This is a genomic window from Candidatus Amarobacter glycogenicus, from assembly GCF_016704105.1.
Classification (GTDB): Bacteria; Chloroflexota; Dehalococcoidia; order Tepidiformales; family Tepidiformaceae; genus Amarobacter; species Amarobacter glycogenicus.
In genome coordinates, this window is record NZ_JADJAT010000022.1 from 229,921 (window position 1) to 244,962 (window position 15,042).

At 66.8% G+C, this 15,042-nt stretch carries 17 protein-coding genes; 8 read left to right on the forward strand and 9 right to left on the reverse strand.

The genetic code is table 11. From position 1 onward, the window contains the following. Window positions 1-414: 414 nt before the first annotated feature. Window positions 415-810: a 30S ribosomal protein S9 gene (gene rpsI, locus IPG14_RS18605; protein WP_343385469.1), complete on the forward strand. Its 396-nt coding sequence runs from the start codon at window positions 415-417 to the stop codon at window positions 808-810. A gap of 106 nt (window positions 811-916) precedes the next feature. On the opposite strand, the gene IPG14_RS18610 is transcribed toward rpsI, so the two are convergent. Beyond that, window positions 917-1,762, reverse strand: a complete 846-nt coding sequence (locus IPG14_RS18610; protein WP_343388326.1) for a sterol desaturase family protein — start codon at window positions 1,760-1,762, stop codon at window positions 917-919. A 127-nt stretch (window positions 1,763-1,889) separates the two neighbouring features. Here IPG14_RS18610 and IPG14_RS18615 point away from each other — a divergent pair, with 127 nt between their 5' ends. After that, entirely contained in the window at window positions 1,890-2,579 is a 690-nt protein-coding gene (locus IPG14_RS18615) for a response regulator transcription factor (RefSeq protein ID WP_343392787.1), read from the forward strand. Continuing rightward, entirely contained in the window at window positions 2,579-4,246 is a 1,668-nt protein-coding gene (locus IPG14_RS18620) for a HAMP domain-containing sensor histidine kinase (RefSeq protein WP_343392788.1), read from the forward strand. The genes IPG14_RS18615 and IPG14_RS18620 overlap by 1 nt, the downstream gene beginning before the upstream one ends. 107 nt (window positions 4,247-4,353) lie before the next feature. Here the strand turns inward: IPG14_RS18620 and IPG14_RS18625 are convergent, their stop codons facing one another. Then, window positions 4,354-4,800: a hypothetical protein gene (locus tag IPG14_RS18625; protein WP_343392789.1), complete on the reverse strand. Its 447-nt coding sequence runs from the start codon at window positions 4,798-4,800 to the stop codon at window positions 4,354-4,356. Between the two features lie 186 nt (window positions 4,801-4,986). On the opposite strand from IPG14_RS18625, the gene IPG14_RS18630 reads away from it, so the two are divergent. Next, window positions 4,987-5,436 (forward strand): nitroreductase/quinone reductase family protein, encoded by a 450-nt coding sequence (locus IPG14_RS18630; protein ID WP_343385464.1) that lies wholly within the window; start codon window positions 4,987-4,989, stop codon window positions 5,434-5,436. Here IPG14_RS18630 and IPG14_RS18635 read toward each other — a convergent pair. Beyond that, window positions 5,433-5,807 carry an EthD domain-containing protein gene (locus tag IPG14_RS18635; RefSeq protein ID WP_343388321.1) on the reverse strand — a complete coding sequence of 125 codons (375 nt, stop codon included), beginning with the start codon at window positions 5,805-5,807 and terminating at the stop codon, window positions 5,433-5,435. The genes IPG14_RS18630 and IPG14_RS18635 overlap by 4 nt on opposite strands. An 18-nt stretch (window positions 5,808-5,825) precedes the next feature. After that, window positions 5,826-6,263 carry a VOC family protein gene (locus IPG14_RS18640; RefSeq protein WP_343385462.1) on the reverse strand — a complete coding sequence of 146 codons (438 nt, stop codon included), beginning with the start codon at window positions 6,261-6,263 and terminating at the stop codon, window positions 5,826-5,828. Window positions 6,264-6,377: 114 nt separating this feature from the next. Between IPG14_RS18640 and IPG14_RS18645 the strand changes: the two genes are divergently transcribed. After that, window positions 6,378-7,196, forward strand: a complete 819-nt coding sequence (locus tag IPG14_RS18645) for a ThuA domain-containing protein (RefSeq protein WP_343385461.1) — start codon at window positions 6,378-6,380, stop codon at window positions 7,194-7,196. Between the two features lie 14 nt (window positions 7,197-7,210). Here IPG14_RS18645 and IPG14_RS18650 read toward each other — a convergent pair whose 3' ends face one another. The 4 genes from IPG14_RS18650 to IPG14_RS18665 all read right to left on the reverse strand — a co-directional run bounded on the left by IPG14_RS18650 (window position 7,211) and on the right by IPG14_RS18665 (window position 10,842). After that, window positions 7,211-8,035: an SDR family oxidoreductase gene (locus tag IPG14_RS18650; RefSeq protein WP_343392790.1), complete on the reverse strand. Its 825-nt coding sequence runs from the start codon at window positions 8,033-8,035 to the stop codon at window positions 7,211-7,213. Between the two features lie 51 nt (window positions 8,036-8,086). Continuing rightward, a complete protein-coding gene (locus IPG14_RS18655) occupies window positions 8,087-8,713 on the reverse strand; it encodes a TetR/AcrR family transcriptional regulator (RefSeq protein WP_343392791.1) in 627 nt (208 codons plus the stop codon). Window positions 8,714-8,834: 121 nt separating this feature from the next. After that, the gene (locus IPG14_RS18660) at window positions 8,835-9,167 is read right to left on the reverse strand and encodes a hypothetical protein (RefSeq protein ID WP_343392792.1); all 333 of its coding nucleotides are present in this window, start codon (window positions 9,165-9,167) and stop codon (window positions 8,835-8,837) included. Then, window positions 9,133-10,842 carry an SPFH domain-containing protein gene (locus IPG14_RS18665; RefSeq protein ID WP_343392793.1) on the reverse strand — a complete coding sequence of 570 codons (1,710 nt, stop codon included), beginning with the start codon at window positions 10,840-10,842 and terminating at the stop codon, window positions 9,133-9,135. The genes IPG14_RS18660 and IPG14_RS18665 overlap by 35 nt, the downstream gene beginning before the upstream one ends. 212 nt (window positions 10,843-11,054) lie before the next feature. Here IPG14_RS18665 and IPG14_RS18670 point away from each other — a divergent pair, with 212 nt between their 5' ends. Beyond that, window positions 11,055-11,789 carry a protein phosphatase 2C domain-containing protein gene (locus IPG14_RS18670; protein WP_343392794.1) on the forward strand — a complete coding sequence of 245 codons (735 nt, stop codon included), beginning with the start codon at window positions 11,055-11,057 and terminating at the stop codon, window positions 11,787-11,789. On the opposite strand, the gene IPG14_RS18675 is transcribed toward IPG14_RS18670, so the two are convergent. Next, a complete protein-coding gene (locus IPG14_RS18675; protein WP_343385456.1) occupies window positions 11,786-12,424 on the reverse strand; it encodes a GNAT family N-acetyltransferase in 639 nt (212 codons plus the stop codon). The genes IPG14_RS18670 and IPG14_RS18675 overlap by 4 nt on opposite strands. Before the next feature lie 175 nt (window positions 12,425-12,599). Here IPG14_RS18675 and IPG14_RS18680 point away from each other — a divergent pair, with 175 nt between their 5' ends. Together IPG14_RS18680 and IPG14_RS18685 are read left to right on the forward strand one after the other, a co-directional pair. Beyond that, window positions 12,600-13,718, forward strand: a complete 1,119-nt coding sequence (locus tag IPG14_RS18680) for a hypothetical protein (protein ID WP_343392795.1) — start codon at window positions 12,600-12,602, stop codon at window positions 13,716-13,718. Between the two features lie 50 nt (window positions 13,719-13,768). Continuing rightward, window positions 13,769-14,956: a M20 family metallopeptidase gene (locus IPG14_RS18685; protein ID WP_343392796.1), complete on the forward strand. Its 1,188-nt coding sequence runs from the start codon at window positions 13,769-13,771 to the stop codon at window positions 14,954-14,956. The last annotated feature ends 86 nt before the right edge of the window (window positions 14,957-15,042 follow it).

A 15,042-nucleotide genomic window follows, 5' to 3' on the forward strand; every position in this document is an offset into this window, starting at 1 on the left:
ACCGTAGCGCAGTCGGAACTCGCGACCGTGGTCCCGAAAGTGAAGCGCCTCCGTCCGCTCTCGGTCCCGCAGGAACAGCACCTGGCTGCTGCCGCGGCCCCGAAGCCCAGCCCGGCCGCCAGTGCCGCCCGGGCGGCGAAGGCCCGCGTGCGCGGCGCGACCGCCGCTGCCCCGGCCATCGAAGAAGCGGCCCCCGTCGCCGCCGTTGCTGCCGCTGAAGTAATCGAGGCGCCGAAGCGAGCCTCCCGTCGAAAGACGGAAGTGGAAGCCGTCGCTACCGAAGCTGTCGAAGCCCCGAAGCGGGCTCCGCGCCGCAAGGCCGTCGAAGCCACCGCTGAGACGGCTACCGAAGAAACCCCAAAGCCGGCCCGTCGCCGCGCCGCGGCAAAGTCCGAAGGGACTGAGGAGTAACCAATGGCTGACCAGTACTTCTATGGCACCGGCCGCCGCAAGACCGCCGTCGCGCGCGTCCGCCTCTACCCCGGCAACGGTGCGGTCGTCGTCAATGGCAAACCGCTCGAAGAAGTGTTCTCGCGCGATTCCCACCGCGCCGAGGTCCTCTCCCCACTCACCCGCCTCGGCCGGGAAGGTCGCTTCAGCGCCCAGGTGAAGTGCGATGGTGGCGGCATCTCCGGCTGGGCAGGCGCCATCCAGATGGGTATCGCCCGGGCGCTCGTCGCCAGCGACCCCAACGTCAAGCCCGCGCTCAAGCGCCCCGAGAACCTGCTCACTCGCGACTCCCGCATGAAGGAGCGCAAGAAGGCCGGACTCAAGCGGGCCCGCAAGGCGCCGCAGTTCACCAAGCGCTAAGGCCCCAGCCCTTAGCTGTCAGGCACAATGCGAAAGCCCCTCCACGTGGAGGGGCTTCGTGTTCTCCGGTTCGTTGTCGTTGCCACGCATTGCCCTTCGTGCGGCGTCACGCACGCGCGGAAGCGGCTTCGGCCGGTTCGGAGCTGCTCCCTGCCCCCCGGAATGGGTACTTCATCTGTCCGAAGAAGCCGGTTGGGATGGCTTCGCCGGCCACGCCGAATTGCATAGGCTGGACGCCCTTCGGCAGGTACAGGGTGCCGTGAAGCCGATCGATCCACGGGAATAGCCCGGCGTAGTTCTTGTTCAGACCCTGCACTTCGCTCGTATGGTGCCAGCGGTGGTATGTCGGGCTGGCGATCACCTGCCGCAGCGGCCCGAAGGTCCATGAAACATTCGCATGCAGCATGACCCCGTACAGCGTCAGCACCGGTACATATGCCGCGAACGCCACAGGGCTGAACCCCAGGAAGAGCAGCGGCAACGCGACCACAACGTTGCTGGCGATGTCGTTGATGGGGTGGACACGGACGGAGGAGAGCCAGTCGAGGTCCGTCGAGGAATGATGGATCGAGTGGAACTTCCAGAGCGTGCCTACTGTATGGAAGGCGCGATGCTGCCAGTAACCCAGGAAGTCGCCCAGCAACAGGATCCCCCCGACCTGGGCGACCAGCGGCAGTCCCGTCACCCATGTCTCGCGCGGGCTAACTCCGCGAAGTTCGTCCGTGGGGATGGGCGACATCACGAGCGCCCCGAGCGACATGATCGCGACAAAGACCACGACTCCCGAAAGCAGCTTCCCAAGGGTTGGCTGCCAGGCAAACCAGGCGAGGTCCGTCCGCCATCCCCGCCGGAGGCGCCGTTGCCCACGGATGGACGGCCAGAACCGTTCGACGATACCGAACCCGACGCCCAGCAACAGCAACCCCACGATCGGGCCTATCAATAGTTGCATTTGGAGCACTCCTCCCGCCCGCAACGTCGCTTCGTTCGCGGACTCCGGCTCATCGTCTCGCCCGGAGTTCACGAAACTGTCACAGCTGCCATTGCGTTTCAGTGGCGCAGCCACCGACCATTCGAGTGTGCAAACAATCCTGGTCGTAGAAGACGAACGCGACTTGAACGACCTGCTCGTTGAACAGCTCGGCCGGGCAGGCTATGCGACGCGCCAGGCTTTCGACGGACGGACGGCCGTTGAAGAGGTCCGCGCCGGCGGTGTCGACCTGATCCTGCTCGATTGGATGCTCCCGGTGCTGGACGGTGTTTCGGCGCTCCGGGAGATTCGCGCGTTCAGCCTCGCGCCGGTGCTCATGCTCACGGCGCGCGGCCAGGACATCGACATCGTGAACGGCCTCGAGGCCGGGGCCGATGACTATCTCTCCAAGCCAACCCACGTCCGCGTGCTCCGCGCCCGAGTTGCGGCGCTACTGCGGCGCGCGGGGACGCCCCGCCTTCCGGTCGCGGAGCCGGCGTCACCCGAGGTCCTGCGCCATGGCGGCTTCGTCGTCCACCGTGCGGACCGCACCGTGGACTTCCGCGGCGCAACCCTCGAACTCACACCGACCGAATTCGACCTCGTCGAGCTGCTCTGTTCGAATCCCGGTCGAGCCTTCAGCCGCGAATACCTGCTCGAACGCATCTGGGACGAAAGCGAGGCAGTCGGTCCCCGGACGGTCGACACGCACGTCCAGCGTCTTCGAAAGAAGCTGGGCGATGGCGATTCCACCATTCAGACCGTCTGGGGCATGGGCTACCGCGTGAAGGCCGGCTGATGCTCGGGTGGATTGGCCGTCGCTTGCGTTCGATGCGCTACCTCCTGGTCTGGCCGGCCGTGACCGCCTACAGGAATCGGGCCAGGCGAAGCCTCCGCTGGAGGTTGGCCGGCTACAACCTGGCCACGCTCGTCGCGGGGCTGGCGACCGCCCTTATCCTCGTCGGCGCTCTCGCCGCGGCCGGGGCATCGGCCAGGCGGTACGCGGAAGAGGAGCCCGCGGACGACGCCAGGGTGGTCGCCGCGTTCCTCGTCAGTACCGGCCTCATCAATCCCGGCGACCGAACCGGCACGGAAGACCTCGGGCCGGTCCTCGCCGCGCTCGCCTCCGGCCAGGTACCGCTCTACCGCGGCCCGGATCGTGACCAGTTCGATGTTCGGCCGAAGCAGTTCCTCCAGGGTGTCAGCGGCATCGCCATCATCTCCCCGGACTCGGAGGTGCCGGAAGTTGTTGCGGGAGAGTTCTCCGGCGCTCCGGCAGCGCTCGAAGCAGTGGTCGCAGAGGCTCGTGAAGGGCGCACGGGTCTGCGCGGGAACTCCCGTCTCGATGGGGGCTCCGGCGTGGGAGCCTACCCGGTCGTCGATTCCGTCGGGACCGTCAGAGCCGTTGTCATCGTCGAGAAATCCGATATCCAGGCGCCACAGGGCGCTCGTGCCATCGTTCGAGCCGAGGTCCGGCCCGTGGTCATGAGTGTCTGGGTGGGCAGCGTTGTCGCGGCATTTCCTGGCCTTGCCGTCGCCGTCTTGCTGGCGGTGGCCGCCGCGCGTTCCGTCGGCGGCCGCATCCGGGATGTGGCCGGCGCCGCCGAGTCGCTCGCGGGCGGCTCGCTAGCGTCGCGCGTCCCGGTCCGCGGCGAGGACGAAGTTGCCTCACTCGCCGGGAGCTTCAACCTCATGGCTGGACGTCTGCAAGAGACCATGGCTTCCGTCGAGGCTGAACGTGCCCGCGCCGTCGCCCTCCTCGATGCGAATCGCCAGCTTGTCGCCAACGTTTCTCACGAGCTGCGGACACCCGTCGCGCTCATCCGCGGCCAGGTGGAAGCCCTCGAAGACGAGTCTCCCGCCAATCCGCGCGTGGAAATGGCACTTCGTGAGACTGCGCGGCTCGAGTCTCTCGTCTCCGACCTGTTCCAATTGGCGAGCGCCGAAGCCGGTGCTCTCAGGTTCGATATCGCCCCTGTGGACCTGGCCGTGGTCGTCCGTGAGAGCATCGCGCCCCTGGTGGAACTCGCCCGCCGTGACGCCCGGGTCGCTGTCGCTCTCGAAGCGCCCCAGGCCGTGCTGGCGTTGGCCGACTCGGGACGGCTGGCCCGCGTCATCCAGAACCTCGTCCGCAACGCCATCCGCCACGTCCCCGAAGGAGGCATGGTGCGGGTCGTCGTGGGCGCTTCCGGCACGATGGGAACCATTTCGGTGAGCGACACCGGCGCTGGCATCGCCCTGGAGGACATGCCCCACGTCTTCGAGCGCTTCTACCGGGGCGAAGCGTCTCGCAACCGGGACAGCGGTGGCGCCGGGCTCGGACTCGCCATGGCGAAGGAGTTCGTCGAGGGGATGGGTGGCGCCATCGCGGTCTCCAGTCCTCCGGGTGAGGGCGCGACTTTCATCGTCTCCCTGCCGCTCGCCGCCGCCGATTCACCTGCTCGTCACGCGCCGGCTACCGACTGACCGCCCCCCGGCTCGCCCTCGCCATCCGATCCTCACAGCGGTGGATGCTCGATGAACAAGGGCCTCTTCGTGCTCGTTGCAGGCGTCGTTGGCGCTGGCGTCCTCGCCTATACCAGTTCGGGGGGCAGTGCCGCGCGTCCGGAAGGCACTGAGTCGCCCACGGTCGCTGCGACGAAAGAGGTGGCCCACTCCGGCAAGACGAAGACCACCACCCCTTCCCCCGTCGCGAGCCAGTCGCCTTCTGCCAGTCCGAAGCCTTCTGCCACACCCGCGCCGCCCAGGCTCACGCTATCGCAGGTCGCTGCCTTACCCCGCCCCGCCGGCTCCACGTCCGGGGGCAGCACGAGTGCCGGCAGTGGAGGGCGGTCCGCCGCGACCGAACCGCCCGCGTCGACCACGGAGCCAACCTCCTCACCGGCTGCCCCGGCGACTCCCTTGCAGGGCACGCCCCCTTCCGAGCCATCTGCCACACCCACCCCGCTGCCACCTACTCCCGTGCCCCAGCCGACTGCGACGGTGAATCCCAACCCCTGGCCCATCGCGACGCCGCCCACACTGCCGCCCTATCCCGATGCCGGCCTCGCCCCTCACCCACCGAGCGAGTAAGTCCTCGCGCTCCATGCGCGCTCCATGCGCGCTCCGCCGTCCCGTCCGGATTTCGTTTGCGGCCGCGCCTGGCGAACACGGCACGCCACTGGCTCCTGTGCTATCGTCGCAACTTCACTGAAGGAGCGTTCACTGTGGCTGCCGAGTACAAGAAACCGAACCTGCCGGTCCGGGTCATGAACGCCTCGATTGGAGTCGTCATCCGGCTCGGCCTGAGCCCCCAGGGCGGGCAGCTGCTCACCGTCCGCGGCCGCAAGTCGGGCAAGGACATGTCGACACCCGTCAACCCGATGACATTCGAGGGCGTCGAGTACCTCGTTGCCCCACGCGGAGACACGCACTGGACGCGCAACCTTCGCGCCGCGGGCGAAGCACAGCTGCGGCTTGGCCGGAAGAAACGGCGCATCCGCGTCGTCCACGAACTCGCGGATGCCGAGAAACCGCCGGTACTCCTCGCCTACCTCGAGCGTTGGGCCAGCGTCACGAAGAGCCACTTCGGCATTCCGTGGCCCAATCCCGGTGAGGCCGACATCACTCGCGTCTGCGCGCGCACGCCGATGTTCCGGATCGAAGACCTGGGCTAATCCCCGGGCACAACTTCCCACTCTTCGCCATACCACATCGGCGAGTTCGGCAAGTCGATGAAGTTGCGCTCGTCTTCGAGCAGTTCGGCGGCGGCGGCCCGGGAGGCCTCGCTGCCGGCCCGGGGATCGGCCCGGTTGAACCAGAGCTCGGCGATGCCGTCGAACGGCTCCGGAGCGCCTCCGTTCCTCGCTTGCATGCGGGCATGCAGCTCACGGTCTTGGAGCGTTCGCACCTGGACATACCGCTTGATCCCGAGGAGCTCGGCGCGTTCCCGCACCAGCGGCGCATGCACCGTCCGCCAGTACTGGGAGAACTCGTCCCAGCTCAATCCAGGTTTTCGGCGAAGGCAAAACGTCAGCTTCGTCAGCATAGAGAAGGGCCTCCTGGGCTACGTGTGCAGGCGCGCGCCGGGGTTCCGGTAGGGCACGAACTCGGTGAGGACGCCGTGGACACCCTGCGGGTAAAAGAACGCCGCGCCGGCTCGCGGGCCGAGGTCCACCCGCCGGAGGCCCTGGTCGGTCAGCCGCGCCGCCTCTTCTTCCACGTCGTCGACCGCGTAGCCGATGTGGTGCAGTCCAGGGCCCCGCTTGGCCAGGAACTTCGCCGCGCCACTCGTCGCGTCTTGCGGCACGATGATCTCGATCACCGTGTCGCCTTCACCCACTTGCAGGAAGTAGTTCATCGTCCGTTCGGGCTTGAAGTACGAGCCGGTCTCACCCGCTCCCTTCCAATCGGCGATCGGGAAGCCCAGCTTTTCCAGCAGGACTGCCCGAGCTTCTTCCCACGATGGCGAAACTAGCCCGATGTGATCGATTCGGCGAATCATTCGCAGCGCCTCCAAGGTCTCCGCGGAAGCGTAGTCAAGCGCGGCCTTCGCGTCGACCGGGTTCCCAACTCGCCCGGAACCCGCTAGATTCGCCTCCAACCGAGGAGGATCGCAATGTCCCAGCTACCTGCCCGCGCTCACGTGATTTGCGGCGGATTCCCGCCGGGCCAGCCGGCCGGCCACGACCACGATTATGCCCGGCTGCGCCTGCTCGAACTGCTGGCTGACCAGGAGATCCACGCCTCGACCGCGAACGACTTCGTCGACATCGAACGCTGGCTGCCGATCAGCCGGCTGCTCATCACGTACGTGGCCGGGCCATACCCCGGACCGGACCAGGATCGAGCCATCCGCGCCTGGATCAATGCCGGTGGTCACTGGCTCGGCCTCCACGGGACCACCGGTGGTCGTGCCGTCCGGCTCGATAGCCCGAACGACCGTCGCCGGGCGATGGCCCGCCTCGAACACCACGAAACCCTTGGCGGCTTCTTCCTCAACCACCCGCCCGTTCGCAGGTTCCAGGTGAAGGTCCACAGTTCGGACGACCGCCTCACCGAGGGCCTTCCAGAGACCTTCGAGACGATCGACGAACCGTACATGGTCGAATGCAGCGACCCGAAGGCCCGCGTCCTCCTCACCGCCGAACTCGGTCCCGACAACTCCCCGCGTGGCTTCGGCTTTCAGTACGAGAAGGACACAGCCCTCCTCCCCGACGGCAAGACCCGCGTCATGGGCTACACGCGCGATGTCGGCGAAGGCGGTGTTACCTACGTCGCGCTCGGCCACTGCCACACACCCTCCACCAATAGCCAGCCCTTCGTCGATACGAGCGTGGACCCAGAAGGCAAGACCCCGCCTGTCGTCCGCACCACGTGGGAAACGGCGGCCTACACCCGGCTCCTCCGCAACAGCATGGTCTGGGGAATGGGCTAGGCGGCAGTGAGGCCTTAGGTCCCGCCGGCACCCTGCATCTCGGCCACACGTTGGGAAAACAGCTTGCCCGTCGTCAGTCCACCTTCCACCGGAATGCAGATTCCCGTGACGAAACTGGAGGCCTCGCTCGCCAGCCAGAGCGCCGCGTTCGCAACGTCGTTCGCGTCGCCGGAACGCGGGATCGGCTGTGCCGTGGCGAATCCTGCGCGGAGCATCGGGATGAGCGCCTCTGCCGCTTCCTGGGTCATCCCACCGGCTCGCCCAAAGATCGCGGTCGGGATGGCCCCTGGCGCGATCGCATTCACGCGAATGTTGGACTCGCCTACTTCGTTCGCGATCACACGGGTGAGATGAATCACGGCCGCTTTCGATGCCGAGTACATGCTGCCCCCGTAACCCACGCCAAGCCCGGCGATGCTCGCCGTGTTGATGATGACGCCCGATCCCTGGCGCTTCATGACCGGCACCGCATGTTTCATCCCGAAGACCACGCTGCCGAGCAGGAGGTCGGTGACCTCGCGGAACATCTGCGGCGTGAGGTCCTCGATCAGCCCTTCCGCGTGGCCGCGGCCGGCGTTGTTGAACATCACGTCGAGCCGCCCGAACTTCTCGACCGCGTGGCCCACCGCTCCCTCGATATCGTCTTCGTTCGTCACATCGGTGTGCCGGTAGCTCGCGGATGGGCCGAGTTCCTCAACCATTCTCGCTCCCCGCTCGTCCTGGATGTCCGCGAGAACGACCTTCGCCCCTTCGGCCACGAAGAGCCGCGCCGTCGCCGCCCCGATGCCGCTTGCGGCGCCGGTGATCACCGCCACCTTTCCCTCGATTTGCCCAGCCATAGTTCTCCTCCGGGTAGTTGTGATCCCAAAGCCGCCATCCGGCGGCCGACGTCATGTGGTCTTGCGCGCCGCCTGCAGGAAGAAGTCCGTCATCTCCCGCGTGTACTTTTCGATGTCGAGCTCGGGGTTGGCGCTCAACTGCTGGCCGAAAGCATCGATGGCACTGCGGAGGATCACAGCCACGATGCGTGAGTCGAACTGCCGGAACTCCCCCGCTTGCTGGCCCCAGTCGAATATCGCCGCAGTCCCCTGGATCAGCGGTTCGGCATCGTCGATCTGGTAGACCGGAAGGCCGTCAGCCCCCCGGAAGTTCGCGACGATGTCGCCGATCGCTCGCGTCTCGCTCCGGTGCTCGGCGATGTACGCCAGGTTGCTGGTGATGTACCGCTGGAGCAGTTCCGTGGCGCTCGGGGCACCCTCCAGGCGGCGCATCATCTCCACATGCCCCGCTACGTAGAAGGTATCGACGACCGCGCGGACGAGTTCGTCTTTCGTTGCGTAGTAGTAGCCGATGACGCTCTTGCTGACGCCCGCACGCTTGGCGATTTGCGCCAGCGAGGCGTTGATATATCCCAACTCCGCGATCGTCTCCGTCGCTGCCGCCACGATCTGCGTCCTGCGCGCGGCCTCGATGAACGTCGGCTGTTCTCGGACGACCGTACTGGTTTTAGTACGCACGGACAAAAAGTAGTCCAGGCGTCCAATTTTTGCAACCGGCCGCTTCCCGGCGCGAGTCGCCACCCCTGACCCGCGCTGCCAAGGGGTGACTTCTCCGCGCCGGGACGGCCGCGGCCGGGGCCTACCCGGCCTTCGACTCCGGCGCGCCTCCGCTCGCATTCTGGGCGAGGAGCTGCGCCATGAAGGCAGCGAACACGTTGGACGACGAGCCGTCGCCTCCGCCCGAGACGAGGACATCGGGTGTGATCTTCAGGCCGGCGGCGGCGATCGCCTTCGCTACCTCGATACCGGCCAGGTTGCCCTGGCCCACTGCCGCGACCTGTTTGTCGTATGCCTCCGCCGTGGCGGCGCCGACTGCCAGGATGCGCTGGCCTTCTGCGGCGCCGGTCAGCTCAACGGCCCGGGCACGACCCTCTGCCTCAATGATCGTCTTCTGGCGCGTCTGCTCCGCCACCTGGACGCCGATCTGGGCGCTGACGAGATTGATCTGCTGGTCCGCCTGCGCACGTGTTCTCTGTGCCGATGCGCTCCTTCTCGGCCTTCTGCTGCTCGATAAACATCTCCTGCTGCTGGGCCGCGATCACTCGCCGCGTGTGAATGCTCATCAGTTCCTGGGGCAGCACGATCTGCGAGATCAGCACCGAGACGCACTCAACGTGGTACTTCTCGAGTTCGTCGCGGGCCCGCTCCTCGGCCTTCGCCTGCTCCTCCGCGCGGTCCTGCATGAAGTTCATCGCGGCCGAGGATGAGGCCTGGTTGCGGAACGAGGAGTCGATCATCGGATGGATGACGTGGTCGATGAGGTTCTCGATAGAACCGATTTTGGCCACCATGAGGGGTGCCTGGTCCGGCCGTACGCGGATGACAACCTTCACCGAGACGCTCATCTCAAACCCGTCGCGGCTGATGACTGACAGCGGGTTGAAGAGCTGTGCGCGGCTGATCGTCCCGGCGGCGGTTGGCGCAGCTTCTGATTCGAGGCCGGCTTCCACTGCCCAGTCGATCGTCAGGTTGGTCGTCGGGACGATGTAAGCAATGTATGCCCAGCGGTTCAGGTAGTAGACGCCCGGCCCAGCGACTTCTCGCTGAATCCCGCGGTAGCCGGCCGGTACCACATAGCGTTCTTCGCCCGTCGTGAGCCGCTCGTCCGGCGTCATCCGTTCAGGCTCTGCGCCTACGTTCGAGACGAGCACCGCCACCTCACCCCGTTCGACGACAGCGACTTTGTCCAGCGTCACCTCGAACATCAGCGGATTGACGTAGTACGTGCCAGGCTTCAGCAGGTCGAACTGCGGACCGCGCTGCCCGCCGCTCTCGAGGAACGCCGAGGCGTCCTGGAAGTCGTTGTGCCCGGTCACGCTCCGGGCAACCAGTTCGGTCTCCGGGAGCGGGTTGCCATCGCGCGCCGTCACGAGGCCCACCTGGTTTGCCTTCACGATTGCCGCCGGCTCAACAGTCACAGCGAACAAGTCGGAGTTGATGCGGTACTGTCCGGGGAGGATCACCTCGATCTGGGGGCCGCGCTGTCCGCCGTTCTCGAGGAAAGCTTCGCCGTTCTGAAACGCCGTGTGCCCGGCAGTCTTCCGCGCCAGGAGCCGCGCGGCCGCCATCGGTTCGCCGTCGTGCGCGATGACGACACCCACCGTCCCCGCCGGCACGCGGATCGCCGCGACGAGCCGCACGCGGAAGAGATAAGTGTTCAGCCGGTACTTGCCCGGCGGCAGGATATCGATCTGGGGGCCTTTCTGGCCGCCATTCCGGAGGAACGCCTCGCCGTCCTGGTAGGTGTCGTGGCCCTCGACGTGGCGCGCGAAGATCCGGCCCGGGTCCAGCGGCCGGCCATCGATCGCTTCGAGAATGGCCACTTCTTCGTCAGAGACGAGGATCATGCGGTCCTTCCGCACCGTGTACAGAAACGGGAAGAGGAGGTGGAGGCCCGGCGGTAGTACCCGCGCCTGGATGCCGATCTCGCCGCGCATCGCGATGACTCGACCTTCCGGAAGGTTATTGCCGAAGAAGCGGCGCTCGATGAGTCCGACCTCGTCGCCCCCCACGTTGACGAGCATCCGCCCGGCAACCACCAGGAACAGGAACACGGCGAGGCTCGCCGCCAGCACGATGAACAACACGAGTAACACGGGATTGTCGCTCTTTCTGCGGGCCATCCTTGCGGCCCATTCGCTAAGCCCGGCCGGGCACCCCTGGCAGCTATCTTTGTGCCCAACAGCCGATCAACCGTTTACGCTACGCCACGGATCCCGGCGATGGTAGCCCGATCGATCCATCCCGAAGCCAATAGCTATAGCTCTGTGCTATACATGCATAAGAATTGTGTGAGCCGATGAACCGCCCCGAATTCGCCATCGCCTCCCTCACCGATACTGGCCGGACCCGTTCTCGCAACGAGGATGCACTCCACGTCCGATCGTTCGGAAAGTGGACGCTGCTTTGCGTCGCGGATGGGCTTGGCGGCCACGAACGGGGCGATTGGGCGAGCGCCCGGGCCACCGAAGTGTTCGCCGAGCGACTGGAAGAAGCGCTTTCCCGCACGCCGCCCGAGGCGGCCTTGCGCTCCGCCTGCGCGGCCGCGAACGGGTCCGTCTACCGCGAGGCGATGCCGCAGGCCGGGGGCCAACACAGCGCTACAACGCTCGTTGCCGCCCTCGTCTCCGGCCACGAGGTCTGGTGGCTGAATGTCGGCGACAGCCGCCTCTATCTCCACTCCACGGGCACCCTTCGCCAGGTGAGTGAAGACCACTCCTGGGTGGCCGAACGCGTACGCGAAGGGGCGCTGCCGGCGATGGCTTTGCGCACGCACCCGCGCCGGAACATCGTCTCGCGGACTGTCGGGTTCGAACCTGCTGTAGAACCGGATACCGGTTCACTCCGCGTCGGCATCGGCGATACAGTGCTGCTCTGTTCGGACGGCCTCTTCGGGCCGTTGACCGAGCAAGAGATCGCGGATGCACTGACCGGTAACGATCTCGCAGGCGTGGCGGCCAGCCTGGTTGACCTCGCGAACCGCGCCGGCGGGCCCGACAACATTACTGTCGTCCTCGGCCGCCCGCAGCCCTAAGTCGCCGCACCTTCCGATTCACGGATGCCGAGGTCCATTGGAGCGCCGGGCTGTCGCCGGAATATGTGCACCTTCGTTTGCCAGCGCCCGTTCTGGAAACGGATCAACCGCTGGACCGGCTCGCGCTGCTTTGGGGTGACTCGCCAGAGCGCCTCGGCGATCTCCCGGTCGTAGTTCCAGCGTGTCTCAGCGACTTCGAAGCCGAGCGCGCCATAGGCGCGATGTGCGTGCTCATTGAAAGCGTTCGCCGTCAGGGCGAAGCTGGGACGCGGGTGCTCGACTTCGAGCCAGCGCATCAGTACGGCGAGCATCCGCCGGCAGACCGCGCGCCCCTCGTGCTCCGGTGGCACATGGACGGCCCAGATGTAGCTCCCGGTCGGGTCGCGCAGGTTTACCGAAACGCGGCCGACCGCCACGCCGTCCTCGACCGCAACGAAGTGCCTGTGGGGTCCTTCCTCGCGGCAGCTCTCGACCGTGAGGGCGCGTTTTACCGGGTCCTTCAGGTGCAGCAGGTCGAAGGCATGGTAGGGGAAACCGCGGACGCCCCAGTTCCCCATCTGTTCGGCCAGGTCTTCGTCCCACGGGCGCAGCGCGAGGCCTTCGCCCTCCAGTTGCGGGTACGTCGCCTCCGCCATCGACCCAGTATATGCCGCCGGTGGAAGCGCCCGGTGCGATCTGCGATGCACCCCACGAGTAGCTGTTGGCAGCAGGCTGCTCGTGCGTGAGATGTGAGGTCGCGGCCCGCTGGCAGTCGCTTTCCCGCCGGGATGGCGAAGTGCGCCCGCTCACGGCTGGGGCTACGCTTTATCCGTGTTCGAACGGCCTGTCCTTGTGGTCTTCCATGGCGGCACCGGCGCCGGCCCTGCCGAGCAGATGTTGGCTGCCGCCCGCATCGCCGCCGCCCGCAACACTGCCCGTTCCGCGCTCGCCGCTGGATTTGAAGCGGTCATCATCGCCACCGACGACCCCGCCGCCTTCGCTCCCGAGTTCCCCGGCCTGCTCATCGACCTGGACCGTCCGGGGCTCCGCTTCGACTTCGCCTCGCGCCTGCGCGGCATCGTCGGCCGTTACGGCCTTCAGAAGCCCGCGACGATGGGCTCCGGCTCGGTCCCGCTCCTCGGTGTCGACGAATTCCGTCTGGTCGTCGAACAACTCGATGCCCGCGACCCACGGTTCGTCACCAATAACTTCTTCTCCGCCGACCTCACGGCATGGACGCCCGGCGACGCTGTCGACCGCTGCGGAGAATTCGCCCGCGACAACGTCCTCCCTCGCCGCCTTCGTGACGACGCCGGTCTCGCCTCGATCATCCTCCCACGGACCACCGCCACGCAGTTCGACCTCGATACGCCCAGCGACCTCGCGGTGCTGTCCCTGTCCGAAAGTCTCCCGCCCGAACTCGCCGAGGCCGCCCGCCCTGCAGAGGCCGCCGCCCGCCGCTACCGCGCCTTCATGCCCCTCCTCTGCGACCGCACCCGCCAGGTTGTCGTCGCTGGACGCGTCGGCGGAAGCCAGGCCTGGCAGTATCTCGAACGCGAGACCGCCTGCCGCGTGAGGTTATTCGCCGAAGAACGCGGTCTTGCTACTGCGCCTCCCGGCTACCAGGCCCGCAGCCTCCTCGGTTTCCTGATCGAAGAGGTCGGTCCCGAGCGCTTCTTCCGCCGGATGGCCGAACTCGGCGACGGCATCGTGATCGATACGCGCGTCATCGAAGCGCACATGGGCATCGAGCCCTCCCGCGAAGACCGCTTCCAGAGCGATCTCCTCGCCTGGGAAGCGATCGAGGAGCCCTTCCTCAGTCGCTTCACACGCGCCGCCGCCGAGGCGCCGGTCCCGGTCTTGCTCGGCGGTCACTCGCTTGTTTCGGGAGGGCTGATGGCCCTGAACGACATCGCCTGGGCCGAAAACGACCGGCGACTGGGAGTCTGACCCTCGCGGTTCCCTTGCCGAACGTCTCCGCCGTGGCACAATGCCGCGCGATGGACGCTTACGAACGGATCGACCGGGCTATCGACACCGCCAGCGAAGACCTCCGCAGGCTCAGCCTCGATATCCATTCCCACCCCGAGCTGAATTTCGAAGAGCACCACGCCCACCAGGCGCTCACCGATTTCCTGGACGCCGAGGGCTTCGAAGTCGTGCGGGGTGCCCACACCATGCCCACCGCTTTCAGGGCGGTCGCCGGCTCTGGTGGCCCGAGCGTCGCCCTGCTCTCGGAATACGATGCCCTCCCGGGGATCGGCCACGCCTGCGGCCACAACCTCATTGCCATCGCAGGCGTCGGTGCCGGAGTTGGCCTGCGCGCTGGTCTCGAAGGCCGTCCCGGTACCGTGGTCATCCTCGGCAGCCCCGCCGAAGAGGGTGGCGCCGGCAAGCAGATCCTGATCGAGCAGCACGCATTCGATGGCCTCGATGCGGCCCTTATGGCCCACCCCGCCCCGATGGACAACGCGACCCCGAAAGTCCAGGCGATGCAGCACGTCCGCGTCGAGTATTTCGGCCGGAACGCCCACGCCGCCGCCATGCCATGGATGGGCCTCAACGCGCTGGATGCGCTGGTCCTCGGGTACAACGCGCTCTCCGTACTGCGTCAGCAGATCCTCCCAACTGACCGCATCCATGGCGTGTTCACGCAGGCGGGCGTGAAGCCGAACATCATCCCGGATTACACCGAGGCGCTGTACTACGTCCGCTCGGCGACCATGGCCGAACTCGCGAACCTGAAGGAGCGCGTGAAGGCCTGCCTCGAATCCGCCGCCACAGCCACCGGTTGCCGTGTCGGAATCCACTGGGAGGGCCGCCCCTACACCGACCTTGTTTCGAACGAACCGCTCGCCGAGCGGTATTGCACCCACATGGCTGCCCTCGGCCTCCCCGTCGGCAAGCTCCCCTGGTTCGGCGCCAGCACCGACATGGGCAACGTCAGCTACGTCCTGCCGACGATCCACCCAATGTTCGGCATCCCCTCGGACCCGCTGAACGCAAACCACACGGCGCCGTTCACCGAAGCAGCCGCAACCGAGGAAGCTCACGAGCGCACGATCCGCGTCGCCAAGGCGATGGCCCGCGCCGCCTATGACCTTATTGCTGATCCGGCCATCCTGGCACAGGTCAAAGCCGACTTTGCAGCGCAGGTTCCCGCTCCCGGTGACCCGCTCAAGCGCTGATCCGATCCGGCGACGTCGCAAACAAGCGACGGACTTCGCCTCTGTCTGCGCGCTCGTCGGATGGACGGGCCTGGCTGTGCGAGGAC

Bases quoted from the DNA above. Each gene is read 5' to 3' on its own strand.
- rpsI (WP_343385469.1), top strand. From the start codon at position 415: ATGGCTGACCAGTACTTCTATGGCACCGGCCGCCGCAAGACCGCCGTC.
- IPG14_RS18610 (WP_343388326.1), bottom strand. From the start codon at position 1,762: ATGCAACTATTGATAGGCCCGATCGTGGGGTTGCTGTTGCTGGGCGTC.
- IPG14_RS18620 (WP_343392788.1), top strand. From the start codon at position 2,579: ATGCTCGGGTGGATTGGCCGTCGCTTGCGTTCGATGCGCTACCTCCTG.
- IPG14_RS18635 (WP_343388321.1), bottom strand. From the start codon at position 5,807: ATGCTGACGAAGCTGACGTTTTGCCTTCGCCGAAAACCTGGATTGAGC.
- IPG14_RS18640 (WP_343385462.1), bottom strand. From the start codon at position 6,263: ATGATTCGCCGAATCGATCACATCGGGCTAGTTTCGCCATCGTGGGAA.
- IPG14_RS18645 (WP_343385461.1), top strand. From the start codon at position 6,378: ATGTCCCAGCTACCTGCCCGCGCTCACGTGATTTGCGGCGGATTCCCG.
- IPG14_RS18650 (WP_343392790.1), bottom strand. From the start codon at position 8,035: ATGGCTGGGCAAATCGAGGGAAAGGTGGCGGTGATCACCGGCGCCGCA.
- IPG14_RS18670 (WP_343392794.1), top strand. From the start codon at position 11,055: ATGAACCGCCCCGAATTCGCCATCGCCTCCCTCACCGATACTGGCCGG.
- IPG14_RS18675 (WP_343385456.1), bottom strand. From the start codon at position 12,424: ATGGCGGAGGCGACGTACCCGCAACTGGAGGGCGAAGGCCTCGCGCTG.
- IPG14_RS18685 (WP_343392796.1), top strand. From the start codon at position 13,769: ATGGACGCTTACGAACGGATCGACCGGGCTATCGACACCGCCAGCGAA.